The sequence below is a fragment of the Actinomadura hibisca NBRC 15177 genome, assembly GCF_001552635.1.
Taxonomy (GTDB): domain Bacteria; phylum Actinomycetota; class Actinomycetes; order Streptosporangiales; family Streptosporangiaceae; genus Spirillospora; species Spirillospora hibisca.
Genome location: NZ_BCRO01000029.1, coordinates 39,289 through 54,282 on the forward strand (window position 1 = coordinate 39,289; position 14,994 = coordinate 54,282).

The 14,994-nt window shown below is 73.3% G+C and carries 18 protein-coding genes; 9 read left to right on the forward strand and 9 right to left on the reverse strand.

The genetic code is table 11. The features are described from left to right. Positions 1-47 precede the first annotated feature (47 nt). From AH6_RS14950 to AH6_RS44685, 3 genes are all read right to left on the reverse strand, one after another. Complete coding sequence (locus tag AH6_RS14950; protein ID WP_067479749.1) at positions 48-650, reverse strand: hypothetical protein; 603 nt, start codon at positions 648-650, stop codon at positions 48-50. Between the two features lie 66 nt (positions 651-716). After that, on the reverse strand, positions 717-1,844 hold the full coding sequence (locus AH6_RS14955) for a cation:proton antiporter (RefSeq protein WP_245679310.1): 1,128 nt from the start codon (positions 1,842-1,844) through the stop codon (positions 717-719). Between the two features lie 145 nt (positions 1,845-1,989). Next, the gene (locus AH6_RS44685) at positions 1,990-2,352 is read right to left on the reverse strand and encodes a hypothetical protein (RefSeq protein WP_169807859.1); all 363 of its coding nucleotides are present in this window, start codon (positions 2,350-2,352) and stop codon (positions 1,990-1,992) included. 270 nt (positions 2,353-2,622) lie between these two features. Here AH6_RS44685 and AH6_RS14960 point away from each other — a divergent pair, with 270 nt between their 5' ends. Beyond that, entirely contained in the window at positions 2,623-3,315 is a 693-nt protein-coding gene (locus tag AH6_RS14960; RefSeq protein ID WP_157431489.1) for a hypothetical protein, read from the forward strand. A gap of 81 nt (positions 3,316-3,396) precedes the next feature. On the opposite strand, the gene AH6_RS14965 is transcribed toward AH6_RS14960, so the two are convergent. From AH6_RS14965 to AH6_RS14975, 3 genes are all read right to left on the reverse strand, one after another. Next, a complete protein-coding gene (locus tag AH6_RS14965) occupies positions 3,397-4,785 on the reverse strand; it encodes a glycine--tRNA ligase (protein WP_174555097.1) in 1,389 nt (462 codons plus the stop codon). Between the two features lie 226 nt (positions 4,786-5,011). Next, a complete protein-coding gene (locus AH6_RS14970; protein ID WP_067479755.1) occupies positions 5,012-6,388 on the reverse strand; it encodes a glycoside hydrolase domain-containing protein in 1,377 nt (458 codons plus the stop codon). A gap of 187 nt (positions 6,389-6,575) precedes the next feature. After that, the gene (locus AH6_RS14975) at positions 6,576-6,860 is read right to left on the reverse strand and encodes an antibiotic biosynthesis monooxygenase family protein (RefSeq protein WP_067479756.1); all 285 of its coding nucleotides are present in this window, start codon (positions 6,858-6,860) and stop codon (positions 6,576-6,578) included. Positions 6,861-6,936: 76 nt separating this feature from the next. On the opposite strand from AH6_RS14975, the gene AH6_RS14980 reads away from it, so the two are divergent. The 6 genes from AH6_RS14980 (at position 6,937) to AH6_RS15005 (ending at position 10,833) form a co-directional block, all read left to right on the forward strand. Further along, the gene (locus AH6_RS14980) at positions 6,937-7,305 is read left to right on the forward strand and encodes a DUF6703 family protein (protein ID WP_067479804.1); all 369 of its coding nucleotides are present in this window, start codon (positions 6,937-6,939) and stop codon (positions 7,303-7,305) included. Between the two features lie 32 nt (positions 7,306-7,337). Beyond that, entirely contained in the window at positions 7,338-8,306 is a 969-nt protein-coding gene (locus tag AH6_RS14985; protein WP_067479757.1) for a metal ABC transporter substrate-binding protein, read from the forward strand. Further along, positions 8,303-9,076 carry a metal ABC transporter ATP-binding protein gene (locus AH6_RS14990; RefSeq protein WP_373861776.1) on the forward strand — a complete coding sequence of 258 codons (774 nt, stop codon included), beginning with the start codon at positions 8,303-8,305 and terminating at the stop codon, positions 9,074-9,076. Before AH6_RS14985 ends, AH6_RS14990 begins: the two co-directional genes overlap by 4 nt. Then, entirely contained in the window at positions 9,073-9,942 is an 870-nt protein-coding gene (locus AH6_RS14995) for a metal ABC transporter permease (RefSeq protein WP_067479759.1), read from the forward strand. Before AH6_RS14990 ends, AH6_RS14995 begins: the two co-directional genes overlap by 4 nt. Next, positions 9,939-10,319, forward strand: coding sequence for a Fur family transcriptional regulator (locus AH6_RS15000; protein ID WP_067479760.1), 381 nt, complete (start codon positions 9,939-9,941; stop codon positions 10,317-10,319). Before AH6_RS14995 ends, AH6_RS15000 begins: the two co-directional genes overlap by 4 nt. An 88-nt stretch (positions 10,320-10,407) precedes the next feature. Next, positions 10,408-10,833, forward strand: coding sequence for an OsmC family protein (locus AH6_RS15005; RefSeq protein ID WP_067479761.1), 426 nt, complete (start codon positions 10,408-10,410; stop codon positions 10,831-10,833). Between the two features lie 76 nt (positions 10,834-10,909). Here AH6_RS15005 and AH6_RS15010 read toward each other — a convergent pair whose 3' ends face one another. From AH6_RS15010 to recO, 3 genes are all read right to left on the reverse strand, one after another. Further along, positions 10,910-11,716, reverse strand: a complete 807-nt coding sequence (locus AH6_RS15010) for a TauD/TfdA dioxygenase family protein (protein ID WP_083982862.1) — start codon at positions 11,714-11,716, stop codon at positions 10,910-10,912. A gap of 105 nt (positions 11,717-11,821) precedes the next feature. Continuing rightward, a complete protein-coding gene (locus AH6_RS15015) occupies positions 11,822-12,619 on the reverse strand; it encodes an isoprenyl transferase (RefSeq protein WP_067479762.1) in 798 nt (265 codons plus the stop codon). After that, on the reverse strand, positions 12,616-13,410 hold the full coding sequence (recO, locus tag AH6_RS15020; RefSeq protein ID WP_067479764.1) for a DNA repair protein RecO: 795 nt from the start codon (positions 13,408-13,410) through the stop codon (positions 12,616-12,618). Before recO ends, AH6_RS15015 begins: the two co-directional genes overlap by 4 nt. 149 nt (positions 13,411-13,559) lie before the next feature. Here recO and AH6_RS15025 point away from each other — a divergent pair, with 149 nt between their 5' ends. Further along, the gene (locus AH6_RS15025; RefSeq protein ID WP_067479766.1) at positions 13,560-14,591 is read left to right on the forward strand and encodes a M4 family metallopeptidase; all 1,032 of its coding nucleotides are present in this window, start codon (positions 13,560-13,562) and stop codon (positions 14,589-14,591) included. A gap of 18 nt (positions 14,592-14,609) precedes the next feature. Next, the gene (locus tag AH6_RS15030; protein WP_067479767.1) at positions 14,610-14,864 is read left to right on the forward strand and encodes a protealysin inhibitor emfourin; all 255 of its coding nucleotides are present in this window, start codon (positions 14,610-14,612) and stop codon (positions 14,862-14,864) included. Positions 14,865-14,994 lie beyond the last annotated feature (130 nt).

A 14,994-nucleotide genomic window follows, 5' to 3' on the forward strand; every position in this document is an offset into this window, starting at 1 on the left:
GGGAACACCGGCGTGACACGGGTCACGTCGGCCGGACGGAGAAGACGTCAGAACCCTGTGGAGCGGGGCGGGGCACGGCCCCGGGGAGCGCCGCGCGGCGCGGTGTGGACCGTCGCGGGCCGTTCGGCGCGGACGGCGTGCGCGGCGCGGGACGGCGGCAGGTCGGTGGTGGGCGGCGGGACCGCCGCGTCGTGCGCGGGCGCGGGCGCGCCGATCAGGTGCCGCAGGAGGGCGGCGCTGAGTTCGGCATGGCCTGGGCGGGAGTCGCCACGGGACGCGCCGCGCGCCTCGTTGCGGAACTCACTGCGGGACTCACTGCGAGACTCGCTACGTGACTCGGTGCGGGTCTCACTGCGGGTCTCACTGCGGGACTCGCCGCGCGATTCGTTGCGGGTCTTGGCGGCGGCCCGGGTCCGCGCGGACGTGCCCGTGCCCGGCTGGGACGTCCCGGCGCGGATGCCCGCGGCGGCCCCCGCCGATCCGGCCGAGGCCGTGGCCGTCCCCACCGAGGGGACGACCACGAAGCCCAGCAGGCCCAGCGCGACGATCAGCAGCCGCGCCAGGCGGCCGCGCTCGTCGCCTGCGGACGGAGGCACGGGCTGGGGCGTGAGCTGGGACGGGGACCGGGCCGGGTCCTGAGGATCGCGCACGCGCTCTCCTCTCCCCGGCGGCCGATCGGTCCCCGCCACGCTACCCGACGCCGTGCCCGGCGTTGATCAGCTTGGCGACGGCTCGGGCCGCCGCTCCGGGAACAGCCGGGCCGGGAGCAGGCGCGCGATGTGCTCGGAGCGGGTGGCCGCCAGCGGCCCGGCCACCGCCAGGACCAGCACGTAACCGGCGATGAACGGCGCGAGCCGCGCGTCCAGCCCGGCCGCGGCCGCCATGGAGGCCAGCACCAGCGCGAACTCGCCGCGCGACAACACCGTCAGCGCCACGTTGGCCGAGGCGGTGCGGCCGAAGCCGTGCAGCCGCCCGGCCAGCAGCCCGGCACTCATGTTGAGCACCACCGTCAGCAGCACGGCCGCCAGCACCGGCAGCGCGACCGAGGCGAGGTCACCGGGGTCGATCGACAGGCCGAACGCGAAGAAGAAGATCGCGCCGAACGCGTCGCGCAGTGGATGCACGAGCTGTCGGATGCGCGGCGCGTGCCGGGTCGCGCCCAGGATGAGGCCGACCATGAACGCGCCGATGGCGTCGGAGACGCCGAACTCCTCAGCGATCCCGGCGGTCAGCACGGCCAGGCCGACGAAGGTGACCACGACCAGCTCGTCGTCCTTGAGGTCGACCAGCTTGCCGATCCAGCGCGCCCCGTAGCGGGCGGCGATCACCAGCACCAGCAGGAACGCCAGCGCCTTGCCGAACTCGGCGGCGGCCTCGCCGAACCCGTGGGCGTCGCCCAGGATGGGCTGGAGCAGCGCCAGGTAGAGGGCGAGGAACACGTCCTCGACCACGATGATGCCGAGGATGAGCTTGCTCTCGGGGTTCCCGAGCCGGCCCAGGTCCATCAGGATCTTGGTGACGATGGCCGAGGACGAGATGCCGATCACCCCGGCCAGCACGAACGCCTCCCGGCCGCCCCAGCCGAGGGCGAACCCGAAGGCCAGCCCGCCGCCCACGTTGAGCAGCAGGTACAGGCCGCCCGACAGCAGCAGGCGGCCGCCCCCGGCCACCAGGTCGTCGGTGTGGAACTCCAGCCCCAGGTAGAACAGCAGGAACACCAGTCCCAGGGCGGACAGCAGTTTCAGGTCGGTGGGATCGTCGAACAGGGCGATGCCGGGGGTGTGCGGGCCGAACAGGATTCCGGCGAGCATGAACAGCGGGATGGTCGGCAGACCGATGCGCACCCCGGCGCGGGCCAGCAGGCCCGCCGCCAGGAACGCCCCGCCCAGTGCGATGAGGGCTTCGGCGATGTGGATGGGACAACCTCCATGAGGGGTCCGCGGCAGGGCCGCGGTGTCCGGCGGCGGGGCCGCCGGGCCGACGGGAACGTCAGGAACCCTGGAGGTGCGGAGGTGCGCGGGCGCCCTGCCCGCTGATCGGCACGCGCCCGGACGGCACGTCGGGGTCGGTACGCGGCGGCGCGCGGCTGGGCGGCGGGAGGGCCGCGTCGATGCCGCCCGGCAGGGCCGCAGCCATGCCGGAGTGGTCCAGCGAGGGGGACGACGCGTGGGCGTGGTTGGCGATGAACGCGGGCTCCGCGCCGGTGTCGTCGACGGGGGCGGCGGCCGATGCCTGGAACGTGTGCCCGGCGGTGCCGGGGGCGGCGGGGCCGGGGTCGTAGACGAGCCCGAAGAGGGCGGACAGGCACAGCAGCAACGCCAGCGGCACGATCGGCCGTCGGCGTCCCGGCACGCCCACCCCCCCACAATCCGTCCCCATGCAAATAATCCGCTAAGAGACTATATTAACCGGACTCCGAGCGCCAAACCGGCCCGGGCAACCCGACCGGCCCACCGGCCCGACCCGGCCGTCCCGCCCACCCCCGGCGCGGGCGGACGACCCGCAAACCTCGGTGGCGCGGCCCGTTCCGGCCAGGACCTTCCCTCCCCACGGGCATTGCCGGACCACCGAAAGCGAATTACTTTCACAATGCCCACCCCGAACCGGACAAAGGAGTATCCGGTGGCACGAAACAGACAGCGCGCCGTGCTCGGCGCCACCGCCCTCACGGCCTCCCTGGCCACCGTCGCCCTGACCGCGCTCCCCGCCTCCGCCGCCACCACGACCGTCCGCAAAGGCACGGCCACCGCCGCCGCCTACTCCGGCAACGTCCGCGCCACGCTCCTCGGCACCGCCTCGGTGACCACCTCGCTGGGCGGCGGCTCCTGCAACCGCGCCACCCTGAACGGCACGATCCAGTCCAACGGCACCGGCCTCAACGTCAGCGCCGCCGCGATCTACAACGACCCCGGCCCCGCCTGCCCCGGCGGCGGCGGCACCGTCACCGTGACCACCCAGGGCCTGCCCTGGACCGGCGGCAGCGTGGTCTACGACGCCGCGCACACCGGCGGCCGCGACGCCGCCGTCACCATCGCCGGGTTCAAGGTCAAGGCCGTCGCCAGCATCCTCGGCGGCATCACCTGCTACTACGGCGGCAACCTGACCGCCAACGGCTACAACCCCGACAACCCGGGCCGTCCCGACCCGTCGGTCGCCCAGGCCCAGGTCGGCGTGAACAACGCCGTCGTCAACCGGCAGAGCGGCGGCAGCTTCCTGTGCCCCGCCACCGCCAACGTCACCGTCGCCTACGCCCTCCAGGGCGAGACGACCGCCGGTTCGGGGACCTTCAACCAGAAGCTCTACGTGACCAGCTAGCCCCCCGCCCCTGCTCCCCGCAGACGACGAACGGGCCGCCCCCTCCACAGAGGGGACGGCCCGTTCCGGTGTCGTGGCGGGTCAGCAGCCCACGAGCTGCGCGGCCAGGAAGGACTCCACCTGGCCCAGCGAGATGCGCTCCTGGCTCATGGTGTCGCGCTCGCGCACGGTCACCGCGTCGTCTTCGAGGGTGTCGAAGTCGACGGTGACGCAGAACGGGGTGCCGATCTCGTCCTGGCGGCGGTAGCGGCGGCCGATCGCGCCCGCGTCGTCGAAGTCGACGTTCCAGTTCCTGCGCAACGCGGCGGCCAGGTCGCGGGCCTTCGGCGACAGGTCGGAGTTGCGCGACAGCGGCAGCACCGCGACCTTGACCGGGGCGAGCCGCCGGTCGAGCCGCATGACGGTGCGCTTCTCCAGCTTGCCCTTGGCGTTGGGCGCCTCGTCCTCGGCGTAGGAGTCCATCATGAACGTCAGGGTGCAGCGGTCGACCCCGGCCGCGGGCTCGATGACGTACGGCACGAACCGCTCACCGGCCTCCTGGTCGAAGAACGACAGGTCGGTGCCCGACGCCTTGGCGTGGGTGGTCAGGTCGTAGTCGGTGCGGTTGGCGATGCCCTCCAGCTCGCCCCACTCGCTGCCGACGAAGTCGAACTTGTACTCGATGTCCACGGTGCGCTTGGAGTAGTGCGACAACTTCTCGGCCGGGTGCTCGAACAGCCGCAGGTTCTCCTTGCGGATGCCGAGGTCGGTGTACCACTGGAAGCGCTCGTTGATCCAGTACTGGTGCCACTCCTCGTCCGAGCCGGGCTTGACGAAGAACTCCATCTCCATCTGCTCGAACTCGCGGGTCCGGAAGATGAAGTTGCCGGGCGTGATCTCGTTGCGGAACGACTTGCCGACCTGCCCGATGCCGAAGGGCACCTTGCGGCGCGCCGACTGCTGCACGTTCAGGTAGTTGATGAAGATGCCCTGCGCGGTCTCGGGACGCAGGTAGGCGAGGCCCGAGGCGTCCTCGACCGGGCCGAGGAAGGTCTTCAGCAGGCCGTTGAACATCCGCGGCTCGGTGAAGGAGCCCTTGACCCCGCAGTTGGGGCAGGAGATGTCGGCCAGGCCGTTGGCCGGCGGGCGGCCGTGCTTCTCCTCGTAGGCCTCTTCGAGGTGGTCGGCGCGGAAGCGCTTGTGGCAGGACTGGCACTCGGTCAGCGGGTCGACGAACGCGTTGACGTGGCCGCTGGCCTCCCAGACCTCGCGGGCCAGGATGACCGAGGAGTCCAGGCCGACGACGTCGTCGCGGCCCTGCACCATGGACTTCCACCACTGGCGCTTGACGTTGTTCTTCAGCTCCACGCCGAGCGGCCCGTAGTCCCAGGAGGCGCGCAGGCCGCCGTAGATCTCGCTCGACGGGTAGACCAGACCTCGGCGTTTGCTGAGGTTGACGATCGTGTCCATCACGTCGGAACGGCGTGCCATGAGCGTTCTCCATCCGGCTGGCGGTCGGCGGGTGTCCGTACGCCTGTGGAGCCGTCCCGGAGGACGGCGAGGCGAGTGTGTGATCCCCGGTGTTTCGATGCTGTGCGGAGCGCGGCGATTCCCCGGCGCTCCAAGAGCGTTTCCCAGCTTACAGCCTGCGCGAGGGCCGCCACGGGGCCCTCGGTCCATGGGCTCCCGGTACGTGGGCTCTCGATACATGGGGCCCTCAGTAGACGCGGCCGTCCACCAGGTTGCTGTCGACGTTGATGGTGACGCCGCCGTGCGTCTCGCGGTGCCCGCCCCGGTACTGCTTGATGCGGCGGTGCGGCGGCCACCAGGTGGCGGGCAGGTGCGGGTAGTCGTACACGGTGGCCTGGCCGTCCCAGTGCGCGAACCAGATCGCCTTGGGCTTGGTGATTCCGGTGGCCAGGCCCAGGTCGCGGATGCCCGAGGAGACGCTGCTGTAGACGCCCGGCGCGTAGTTGCGGTTGTTCATGCCGCGCGACCAGGCGTGCATGAAGCGCAGCACGGCGTTGCGGCAGGAGGCGTTCCGGCCGTCGTACGCCTCGATGTCGAAGTAGATGGGCTTGCCGGCCGGGATGCCCAGCGCCTTGGCGCGCGCGACGGCGTCCTTGGCGGCCGCCTTGCCCTTGGCGGTGGCGTTCTTCGCGGTGAAGTGCTGCCGGTATCGGCCGCAGGGCGCCTGGAGTCCCACGTAGGTGGGGATGAGCCGGTATCCCATGGCGCGGACGCGGCGCACCCAGGAGGCGGTCAGGTTGGGCTGCGCGCAACCGCGCGCCGCGCCGCCGATGTAGATGTTGGCGATGCCGTAGGAAGAACGCCAGGCGGACATGGCGCGCAGGGACGGCGCGGTGCAGGTGTCGAACGCCTTGCCCTGCGCCCACACCTTCTGCTTCTTGGCGGCCTGCTTCTTGACCGGCTTCTTGGCCTGCTCCTCGACCGGCTTGTCGCTCTGCGCCTTGACCAGTTCCTTGGTTTTCCGCTCGTCCTGCGTCTCGTCGGCGCGCCGCTGGGCGGACCGCGTCTGCGGCTCGGTGGGCGTGCTCGGCTCGGCGGGCCAGGCGGTGGTGAGACGCGTGGCGCGCAGCGTGTCCTGCAACGCGCCGGGCCCGTCCCCGTAGACGCCGTTGATGACGACCCCGGCCTCGGGCAGCGGGACTCGGACCTGGTGGTCCACGGTCGGTTCGACGGTGTGGCTCGCCAGTTTGTCGGCCTTGACACGGAGCCCGGCCGCGCGCCGCCGCGCCGACGGGTCGCCCAGCGGCTCCAGGTGCAGGACGTCGGCGCGGCCGACCAGCTTGGCGGGGCAGTCGGGCTGCGGGCCGGGCCGTCCCAGGTAGACCGCGGGCCGGTCGTAGCGGACGCAGCGCGTCGGGTCGCGGTCCAGCCGGTACACCGGCCGGTCGGCGGGCACCGGGACGCGCACGCCCCGGTACTCCACGGTCTTGTACCGGCTCACCGCGGCGGACGGCCGGTCCGGGGCCCCCGCGGCGGACGGTGCGAGACCGGTCCCGACCGCGGCGACGAGGGGCGCGAGCGACCCCGTTCCCAGCAGTCCGGCGAGCAGGACGGCACGGCGCATCACATCTCCCCCGATTTGCCGCCCCGGCCCGCGGGCGGACGCCCGCCCCGCCGGGCCGCGGCGTGACCCGTGATCGTGATGCGGCAGTGATCACCCGGGGCCGGTCCGGTGAAACCGGACCGGCGGCTTCTTGGCGGGCCGTTGACCGGCGGGGTCCTGCCATGGCGGGCGGGTGGCGGGGAGGTGGTCAGCGCGCGGTGACGACCTCGTACGCACCGGGCTCGTCCACCGCGAAAGCCGCCAGCGGGATGAATTGGACGCGCACGTCGTAGGCGCCGAGCGCGCGGCGGTAGAAGCCCGCGCCCTCCCACTCGGTGACCAGCGTCCAGAGCCGGGGGTCGTCCATGGCCCGCGCGAGCCGCCCGGCGCGGTATCCGGTGCTGCCGGCCAGGGAGTCCAGGACCCCGGTCATGTCGGTGGCGAAGCCCTCGGCGGCCTCGTCGGGCACCCGGTACCGGGTAATGGCGATCATCGCCCCATCCTGGCAGGCGCGCGGCGCCCTCGTCCGGCACCCGCGCGGACGCACCGCGTGGGCGTACCGTGGGCCGGTGCGCACACCGAGCGGTCCCGCCGACGACCCGGCCGCGGACCAGTCCCCCGAGTCCGGGCCCGCCGCCCCCTCCACCGGCGCGGGCGGCCTGCGGGCCGCCGTCGAGCGCCGCAGCGCCGGGCCGGTGCTGTTCCTGCATCGCCTGCCGGTCTGGGTCCTGCTGGCGGTGGTGTTCGCGCTGCTGGCGGTCGGCATGGCGGTGCCCGGGTGGCCCGCCGCCGTCGCGCTGCTGGCGCTGGCGGCGGCGCTGGGCTGGTTCGCCTTCCTCAACTGGCCCGCGCTGGACCCCGGCGGGAAGGCCCTGCGGATCGGCGCTTTGGCGGTGTTGGTCGGGTTCGGCCTGGGACGGGCCCTAGGGCGCTTTTGACAACCATTTTCATTTTCGTCCATACTTGAGGCGTGTTCACCTCCCGAAAGCCGTCGCGCCTCGTTCCGTCCACCGTCCTCGCCGCCCTCGGCCTGGCGGTCCTGACCGCCTGCGGGAACGCGGGCGGGACCGGGGCCGCCGGCCGGACCGAGGTCGTCGCCGCGTTCTACCCCATGGCCTGGCTGGCCGAGCGGGTCGGCGGCGACGACGTGGCCGTGAGCACGCTCACCAAGCCCGGCGCCGAGCCGCACGACCTGGAGCTCACGCCCAAGCAGATCGGCGCCCTGGGCAAGGCCGACCTCGCGCTCTACGTGAAGGGCCTCCAGCCCGCCGTGGACGACGCGGTCGCCAAGCACGCCAAGGGCAAGGGCCTGGACGCCGCGAGCACCGTCAAGACGCTGCCCGCCCCCGGCGAGGACGAGCACGCCCACGAGGACGAGCACGGGCACGGCGGGGAAGCGGAGCACGGGCACGATCACGGCGACATCGACCCGCACCTCTGGCTCGACCCGTCGCGCATGGCGACCGTCGCCACCGCGCTCGGCGACAAGCTGGCCGCCACCGACGCCGACCACGCCGACGGCTACAAGACCCGCGCCGCCACGCTGGTCAAGGAGCTGAACGGCCTGGACCAGGAGTTCAAGACGGGCCTGGCGTCCTGCAAGCAGAAGACGATCGTCACCGCGCACGCCGCGTTCGGCTACCTGGCCGACCGCTACGGCCTCAAGCAGATCTCCATCGCCGGGGTGGACCCGACCAGCGAGCCGTCGCCCAAGCGGCTGGCCGAGCTGACCGGCGAGGTGCGCGCCTCCGGCGCGACCACGGTGTTCACCGAGAGCCTGGTCAGCCGCAAGGTCGCCGACACCCTGGCCCGCGAGGCGGGCGTGAGGACCGCCGTGCTCGACCCCGTCGAGGGCGTCAAGGAAGGCTCCAAGGCCGACTACCCGTCGGTGATGCGCGGCAACCTCCAGACCCTCAAGCCCGCCCTGGAGTGCTCATGAAGTCCGACACCCCGAACGCCGACGCCCTGAACACCGGCGCCCTGAACACCGGCGCCCCGCCGTTCGCGATGACCGGCGGCCGGGTCCGGCTGGACGGCCGCGAGGTGCTGCGCGGCATCGACCTGACGGTGCGCTCCGGCGACGTGGTGGCCGTGCTCGGCCCCAACGGCGCGGGCAAGTCCACCCTGATCAAGGCGCTGCTGGGGTTGCGGCCGCTCAGCGGCGGTCGCACCGAGATCTTCGGCGTGCCGCCCGCGCGGTTCCGCGACTGGCGGCGCGTCGGGTACGTGCCGCAGCGGCTGCCGATGGGCGGCGGCGTGCCGTCCACCGTCCGCGAGGTCGTGTCGTCGGGCCGCACCGCCCGCCGCTCGCGCTGGCTCCCGGCGCTGCCCGGCGACCGGGCCGCCGACCGCGCCGCGGTGGACCGCGCGCTGGAGGCGGTGGACCTCGCCGACCACGCCCGCGAGTCGGCGCACCTGCTGTCGGGCGGCCAGCAGCAGCGCGTGCTGATCGCCCGCGCGCTGGCGGGCGACCCGGAGGTGCTGGTGATGGACGAGCCCACCGCGGGCGTGGACGCCGCCAACCAGGCCGCGCTCGCCGGGACGCTGGGCGCGCTGACCGGCGACGGCCGCACCGTCGTGCTGGTCGCGCACGAACTGGGCCCGATCGAGCCGCTGGTCACCCGCACGATCGTGCTCGACCACGGCCGCGTGCTCCGCGAGGAGGCCGCCGTGACGGGGGACACCGTGGCAGGGGGGACCGCCGCATGACCGAGATGCTCTCCTACGACTTCATGCGCATCGCGCTGGTGATGGCGGTCCTGATCGGGCTGACCGCGCCCGCGGTGGGCACCTTCATCGTGCAGCGCAAGTTGTCGCTGCTGGGCGACGGCATCGGCCACATCGCGCTGACCGGCATCGGGCTGGGGCTGCTGACCGGCTCCTCCCCCGTGCTGGCGGCGCTGGCGGTGTCGGTGCTGGGCGCGGTCGCCATCGAGGTGCTGCGCGCCCGCAGCCGCAGCGGCGGCGACGTCGCGCTCGCGCTGCTGTTCTACGGCGGCCTCGCCGGGGGCGTGATCCTGACCGGCGCGACCGGCGACGGCGGCGCCAACCTCAACTCCTACCTGTTCGGCTCGATCAGCAGCGTCACCCCCGCCGACCTGTACGTGGTGGCCGGGCTCGCGGTGGTGGTGCTGGGCATCGTCGCGGTGTTCGGCCGCGAGTTGTTCCTGCTGTGCACCGACGAGGAGGTGGCGCGCGCCTCGGGGCTGCCGGTGCGCTTCCTGTCGGTGCTGATCGCCGCGACCGCCGCGGTCACCGTGGTGATCTCCATGCGGGCCATCGGGCTGCTGCTGGTCAGCGCGCTCATGGTGGTGCCGGTCGCCGCGGCGCAGCAGGTGACCCGGGGTTTCCGGAGCACGATGCTGCTGGCGATGGGGATCGGTGTACTGTCGGCGGTGACCGGGCTGGCGGGCTCCTTCCAGTACGATCTGCCGCCGGGCCCCTCGATCGTGCTGCTGGCGCTCGCGGTGTTCGCGGTCGCGGCGGCCGGGGGCGCGGTGCTGCGCCGCAGGCGGACCGTCGCGGCGGCGGCCCGGTCGACAGTGGAGGCCGAGGCGGAGGTGCTTGGGGGATGACGACGGCCCGCCGGAACGCGGTGCGCCAGGCCCTGACGGGGTGCGACGGCTTCCGCAGCGCGCAGGACATCTACGCCGACCTGCGCGCCGACGGCTCCAAGATCGGACTCACCACGGTGTACCGGGCGCTCCAGGCGCTCAGCGACTCGGGCGAGGTGGACGTGCTGCGCACCGCCGACGGCGAGGCGGTCTACCGCGCCTGCCGCTCGGCGGAGCACCACCACCACCTGGTCTGCCGCGACTGCGGCCGCACCATCGAGGTGGGCGGCCCGGCGGTCGAGAAGTGGGCCGACGCCATCGCCGCCGAGCACGGCTTCGTGGACATCACCCACACCGTCGAGGTCTTCGGCACCTGCGCCGACTGCGCCGCCCGCTGACGCCCCGCCCTCCGCTGACGCCCCGCCCCCGCTGACTCGCCGGGTGCCGGTGTCCGGCGCGGGCGCCCGGGTGGGACACAATCGGGGCATGGCTACGACACGCATCGCCAACGCGCACTGGGAAGGGCCGCTGATGGGCGGCCAGGGCACGGTCTCCCTCGACTCCTCCAAGATCGGCACCTTCGACGTGAACTGGCCCTCGCGGGCCGAGGAGGCCAACGGGAAGACCAGCCCGGAGGAGCTGATCGCCGCCGCGCACTCCACCTGCTACTCGATGGCACTGTCGCACGGGCTGGCCGGGGCGGGCACGCCGCCGGAGAAGGTCGACACCAAGGCGGAGGTGACCTTCCAGCCGGGCGAGGGCATCACCGGCATCAAGCTGGTCGTCCGGGCCAGCGTGCCGGGCCTGTCGGCGGCCGACTTCGAGAAGGCGGCGCAGAACGCCAAGGAGAACTGCCCGGTCAGCAAGGCGCTGGCGGGCACGAAGATCACGCTGGACGCCGCGCTCGTCTGACGCGCGACGAAGGAAGGGGGCGGCTCCGGCCGCCCCCTTCCGTTCGGTACGAACTGATCCGCCCGTCCGGGCGCGTTCAGCGGGCGGTGCCGTGCCGCCCGTCCACCGAGCGCGGCGCGTCCCCGGCCAGCATCACCTGGTGCAGGCGGCGCGGCCGGTCGCCGTAGTCGCGCACGACCCGGTGCTGGGTGGCGCGCTGGTCCCAGATCGCCACGTCGCCGGCCGTCCAGCGCCAGCGGACGGTGTTCTCCAGCCGGGTCACGTGCTCCTGGAAGAGCCGCAGCAGCGCCTCGGAGTCCGACTCCTCGCTCAGCCCGGCCACCCGGCGCGCGAACCCGCCCAGCAGCAGCGCCCGCTCCCGGGTCTCGGGGTGCACCCGCACCAGCGGGTGCTCGGCCTCGTCGACGCCGTCGCCGTGCCGCAGCCACAACCGGTCGGCCAGCTCCCGCAGCTCGACCGGCAGGTCGTCGTAGGCGGCGGCGGTGTTGGCCCAGACGGTGTCGCCGCCGTGCGCGGGCACCTCCACCGCGCGCGCCACCGAGATCCCGGGCGGGCGGGGCGCCCAGGTGGGGCCCGCGTGCCAGCCGCCGCCGGGCGCGGGGCCGTCGGCGAGGCCCGTCACGGGCTCGCCCAGCAGCCGCGCGAAGGCGGTCTGGCCGGCGGTGTCCAGATGGTGCTGGTCGCGGCAGAACAGCACCTTGTGGCGCAGCAGCGCCTCGCGCAGCAGGCCCACGACCGGCGCGCCGAGCACGCCCGACAGGTGGACGCCGTGGACCTCCGCGCCGACGCGTCCCGCGAGCGGCAGGACCCGCAGGGCGGGGACCCGGCCGGCGCGGGCGGGGCGGACATCCGGGTGGACAGGGTCCAGCACCTGGTACGTCATGGCACGACGGTAGGCGGCCCCGGCCAATTTATCAACTAACCCAGTAGGAAATACATGCTTTGCGGCGGGGGAAGCCGGCCCGGACGCGGGGGTCCGGGCCGTCCCTCAGTTGGCGGGGGCGGGCTCCACCGGGTTGGGGGCCGCGCCGCCGTAGCGGCGGTCGCGGCTGGCGTAGATCTCGCAGGCGTGCCACAGGTGCCGCCGGTCGAAGTCGGGCCACAGGGTGTCCAGGAACACCATCTCGGCGTACGCCGACTGCCACAGCAGGTAGTTGGAGAAGCGCTGCTCGCCCGACGAGCGCAGGAACAGGTCCACGTCCGGGATGCCCGGCTCGTCGAGGTAGCGGGCGAACACCTTCTCGGAGATCTTGTCGGGGTTCAGCTTCCCGTCGCGCACGTCGCGGGCGATCGCGGCGGCGGCGTCGGTGATCTCGGCGCGGCCCCCGTAGTTCACGCAGAACTGGAGGGTCAGCACGTCGTTGTCGCGGGTCATCTCCTCGGCCGTCTCCAGCTCGGAGATCACGCTGCGCCACAACTTCGGGCGGCGCCCGGCCCAGCGCACCCGCACGCCCATCGCGTTGAGCTGGTCGCGGCGGCGGCGGATCACGTCGCGGTTGAAGCCCATCAGGAAGCGCACCTCGTCGGGCGAGCGCTTCCAGTTCTCGGTGGAGAAGGCGTAGGCCGACAGGTTCGGGACGCCCAGCTCGATCGCGCCCATGATCACGTCGAAGAGGGAGTCCTCCCCCATCTTGTGCCCCTCGGTGCGCGGCAGCCCGCGCTCCTTGGCCCAGCGCCCGTTGCCGTCCATGACGATGGCCACGTGCCGCGGCACCAGGTCGGCGGGGATGGCGGGCGGTCGCGCCCCGTCCCGGTGCGGCTCCGGCGGCGAAACGGCCCTTCTCACACTGGCTCCCTGTCGTTCTCGGCGTCGTCGTTGTCGGGTGTGTCGTTCCGGGGGGTGTCGGCCTCGCGCTCCACGTGCCGCAACGACCGGATGCCGTGCTCCAGGTGCCACTGCAGGTAGGCCGCGACGAGGCCGCTGCACTCTATCCGGTGGCGCGGCTCGCTCCCGTCGGCGTGCTCCCAGTCCCCGCGCAGCAGCGCCAGCATCAGCGCGAAGGTCGGCGGGGCCGGGGTCGCCGCGCCCGGCTGGCGGCAGCGGGCGCACACCGCGCCGCCCGCCGCGATCGCGAAGCCGCGCAGCTGGCCGCGGTCGCCGCAGCGGCAACACTCGTCCAGCGCCGGGGCCCAGCCCGCGACCGACAACGAGCGCAGCAGGTAGGCGTCCAGCACCAGCCGGGGTTCGTGGGTGCGCTCCACCAGCGTCCGCAGGCCGCCGAGCAGCAGCAGGAACTGGCGCAGCGCGGGTTCGCCCTCCTCGGCCGTGAGGCGCTCGGCGGTCTCCAGCATCGCCGAGCCCGCGGTGTACCGGGGATAGTCGCTGACCAGGGGCTCGCCGTAGGGGCGCAACGTCTCGGCCTGCGTGATCAGGTCGAGCGAGCGGCGCTCGTACAGTTGCAGGTCCACGTGGGTGAACGGCTCCAGCCGCGCGCCGAAGCGCGACTTGGTCTTGCGGACCCCCTTGGCGGCGGCCCGGATGCGCCCGGTCCGCCGGGTCAGCACCGTCACGATCCGGTCGGCCTCGCCCAGCTTCTGGGTGCGCAGCACGATGCCTTCGTCGCGGTAGAGGGTCACCCGTCCATTGTCCCGCACCGGGGGCGGTGCCCGGGAAGCACCGGAACCTGGCGCGATCGTCCACGCCATCACGCACCGTGACCGAAATCGGTCGCGGCAGTGTGCGCGAAGATGTGGCCCGGATCACAGGAAGCTGGCAGCGTTGAGGCATGAGATGCACCATCGTGCCGCCGCACATGCTGGAGCACGTCGCCCACGACCCCGCAGCCGACCCCGCGCTGCGCGCCATGGCCCGCCGGTCCCTGGTCCTCAGCGCCGCGCAGCGGGTCGAGCGCCGGGTCGGGCCCGTCGCGCCGAGCCCCCCGACCGAGGACTTCGTCCCCAAGCGCACCATCAACGACGCCGCGAACCAGGAGACGCTGCCCGGCCGGACCGTGCGCGCCGAGGGCGCCCCCGCCACCGGTGACCGCGTGGTCGACCAGGCCTACGAGTGGCTGGGCGTCACCTTCGACTTCTTCGAGGCGGCCTACCGCCGCGACTCCATCGACGGCGCGGGCCTGCCGATGATCTCGACGGTGCACTACGGCCGCGACTACGACAACGCCTTCTGGAACGGCGAGCAGATGGTGTACGGCGACGGCGACGGGGTGCTGTTCACCGCCTTCACCGGCCCGCTGGACGTCACCGGCCACGAGCTGACCCACGGCGTCACCCAGTACACCGCCGCCCTGGAGTACTTCGGGCAGTCCGGCGCGCTCAACGAGTCGGCCTCCGACGTGTTCGGCTCGCTGATCAAGCAGTGGCACCTCGGGCAGACCGCCGACCAGGCCGACTGGCTGATCGGCCAGGGGCTGCTCGCCGAGGGCGTCAACGGCGTCGCGCTGCGCTCGATGAAGGAGCCGGGCACCGCCTACGACGACCCGCGCCTCGGCAAGGACCCGCAGCCCGGCCACATGGACGACTACGTGGACACCTACCGCGACAACGGTGGAGTCCACATCAATTCCGGCATCCCGAACCGGGCCTTCCACCTGGCCGCCACGACCCTCGGCGGCAACGCCTGGGAGAAGGCCGGCCGGGTCTGGTACGACACCCTGACCGGCGGAAAGTTGTCGCCGACGATCGACTTCGCCGGGTTCGCCGCGGCGACGGTCGCCACCGCCACGGGACTGTACGGCGCGGACGCGGCCGAGACGACGGCGGTGAGGAACGCCTGGACGGGGGTAGGCGTGTCCCTGTGAGAACAGGCGGGAGGCGCCATGAAGGTCACAGTGATCCGCAGCGGGGGCTTCGCGGGCGTGCAGCGACGCGGGGAGTCCGACAGCGGCAAGGACCCGCTGCTGGCCCGGCTGGTGGACCGGGTGGACCTGACGTCGGTGCCGCCGCCCGGCCGCATCCCCGACCAGTTCCTGTACGACATCGACATCGACGGTGACACCGCCACCGTCGGCGAGGCGCAGCTGAACGGGCCGCTGCGGGAGCTGGTCCACCACGTGCTGGGCCGCGCCGGCTGACGAGCGCGGCGCGGGGGCGGCCGGACCGGCGGGGCCGGACGTGCACCGGGCCGGACGTGCACCGGGCCCCGGCCGTGAGGTCGTCACGGCCGGGGCCCGAGCGGCGATCACCGATGGGATCACATCGTTG

Excerpts from the sequence above, each read along its gene's own strand:
- AH6_RS15025 (WP_067479766.1), top strand. The coding sequence starts at position 13,560 with ATGAGATGCACCATCGTGCCGCCGCACATGCTGGAGCACGTCGCCCAC.
- AH6_RS15030 (WP_067479767.1), top strand. The coding sequence starts at position 14,610 with ATGAAGGTCACAGTGATCCGCAGCGGGGGCTTCGCGGGCGTGCAGCGA.
- AH6_RS15005 (WP_067479761.1), top strand. The coding sequence starts at position 10,408 with ATGGCTACGACACGCATCGCCAACGCGCACTGGGAAGGGCCGCTGATG.
- AH6_RS15000 (WP_067479760.1), top strand. The coding sequence starts at position 9,939 with ATGACGACGGCCCGCCGGAACGCGGTGCGCCAGGCCCTGACGGGGTGC.
- AH6_RS14970 (WP_067479755.1), bottom strand. The coding sequence starts at position 6,388 with ATGCGCCGTGCCGTCCTGCTCGCCGGACTGCTGGGAACGGGGTCGCTC.
- AH6_RS14975 (WP_067479756.1), bottom strand. The coding sequence starts at position 6,860 with ATGATCGCCATTACCCGGTACCGGGTGCCCGACGAGGCCGCCGAGGGC.
- AH6_RS15010 (WP_083982862.1), bottom strand. The coding sequence starts at position 11,716 with ATGACGTACCAGGTGCTGGACCCTGTCCACCCGGATGTCCGCCCCGCC.
- AH6_RS14990 (WP_373861776.1), top strand. The coding sequence starts at position 8,303 with ATGAAGTCCGACACCCCGAACGCCGACGCCCTGAACACCGGCGCCCTG.
- AH6_RS14995 (WP_067479759.1), top strand. The coding sequence starts at position 9,073 with ATGACCGAGATGCTCTCCTACGACTTCATGCGCATCGCGCTGGTGATG.
- AH6_RS14965 (WP_174555097.1), bottom strand. The coding sequence starts at position 4,785 with ATGGCACGCCGTTCCGACGTGATGGACACGATCGTCAACCTCAGCAAA.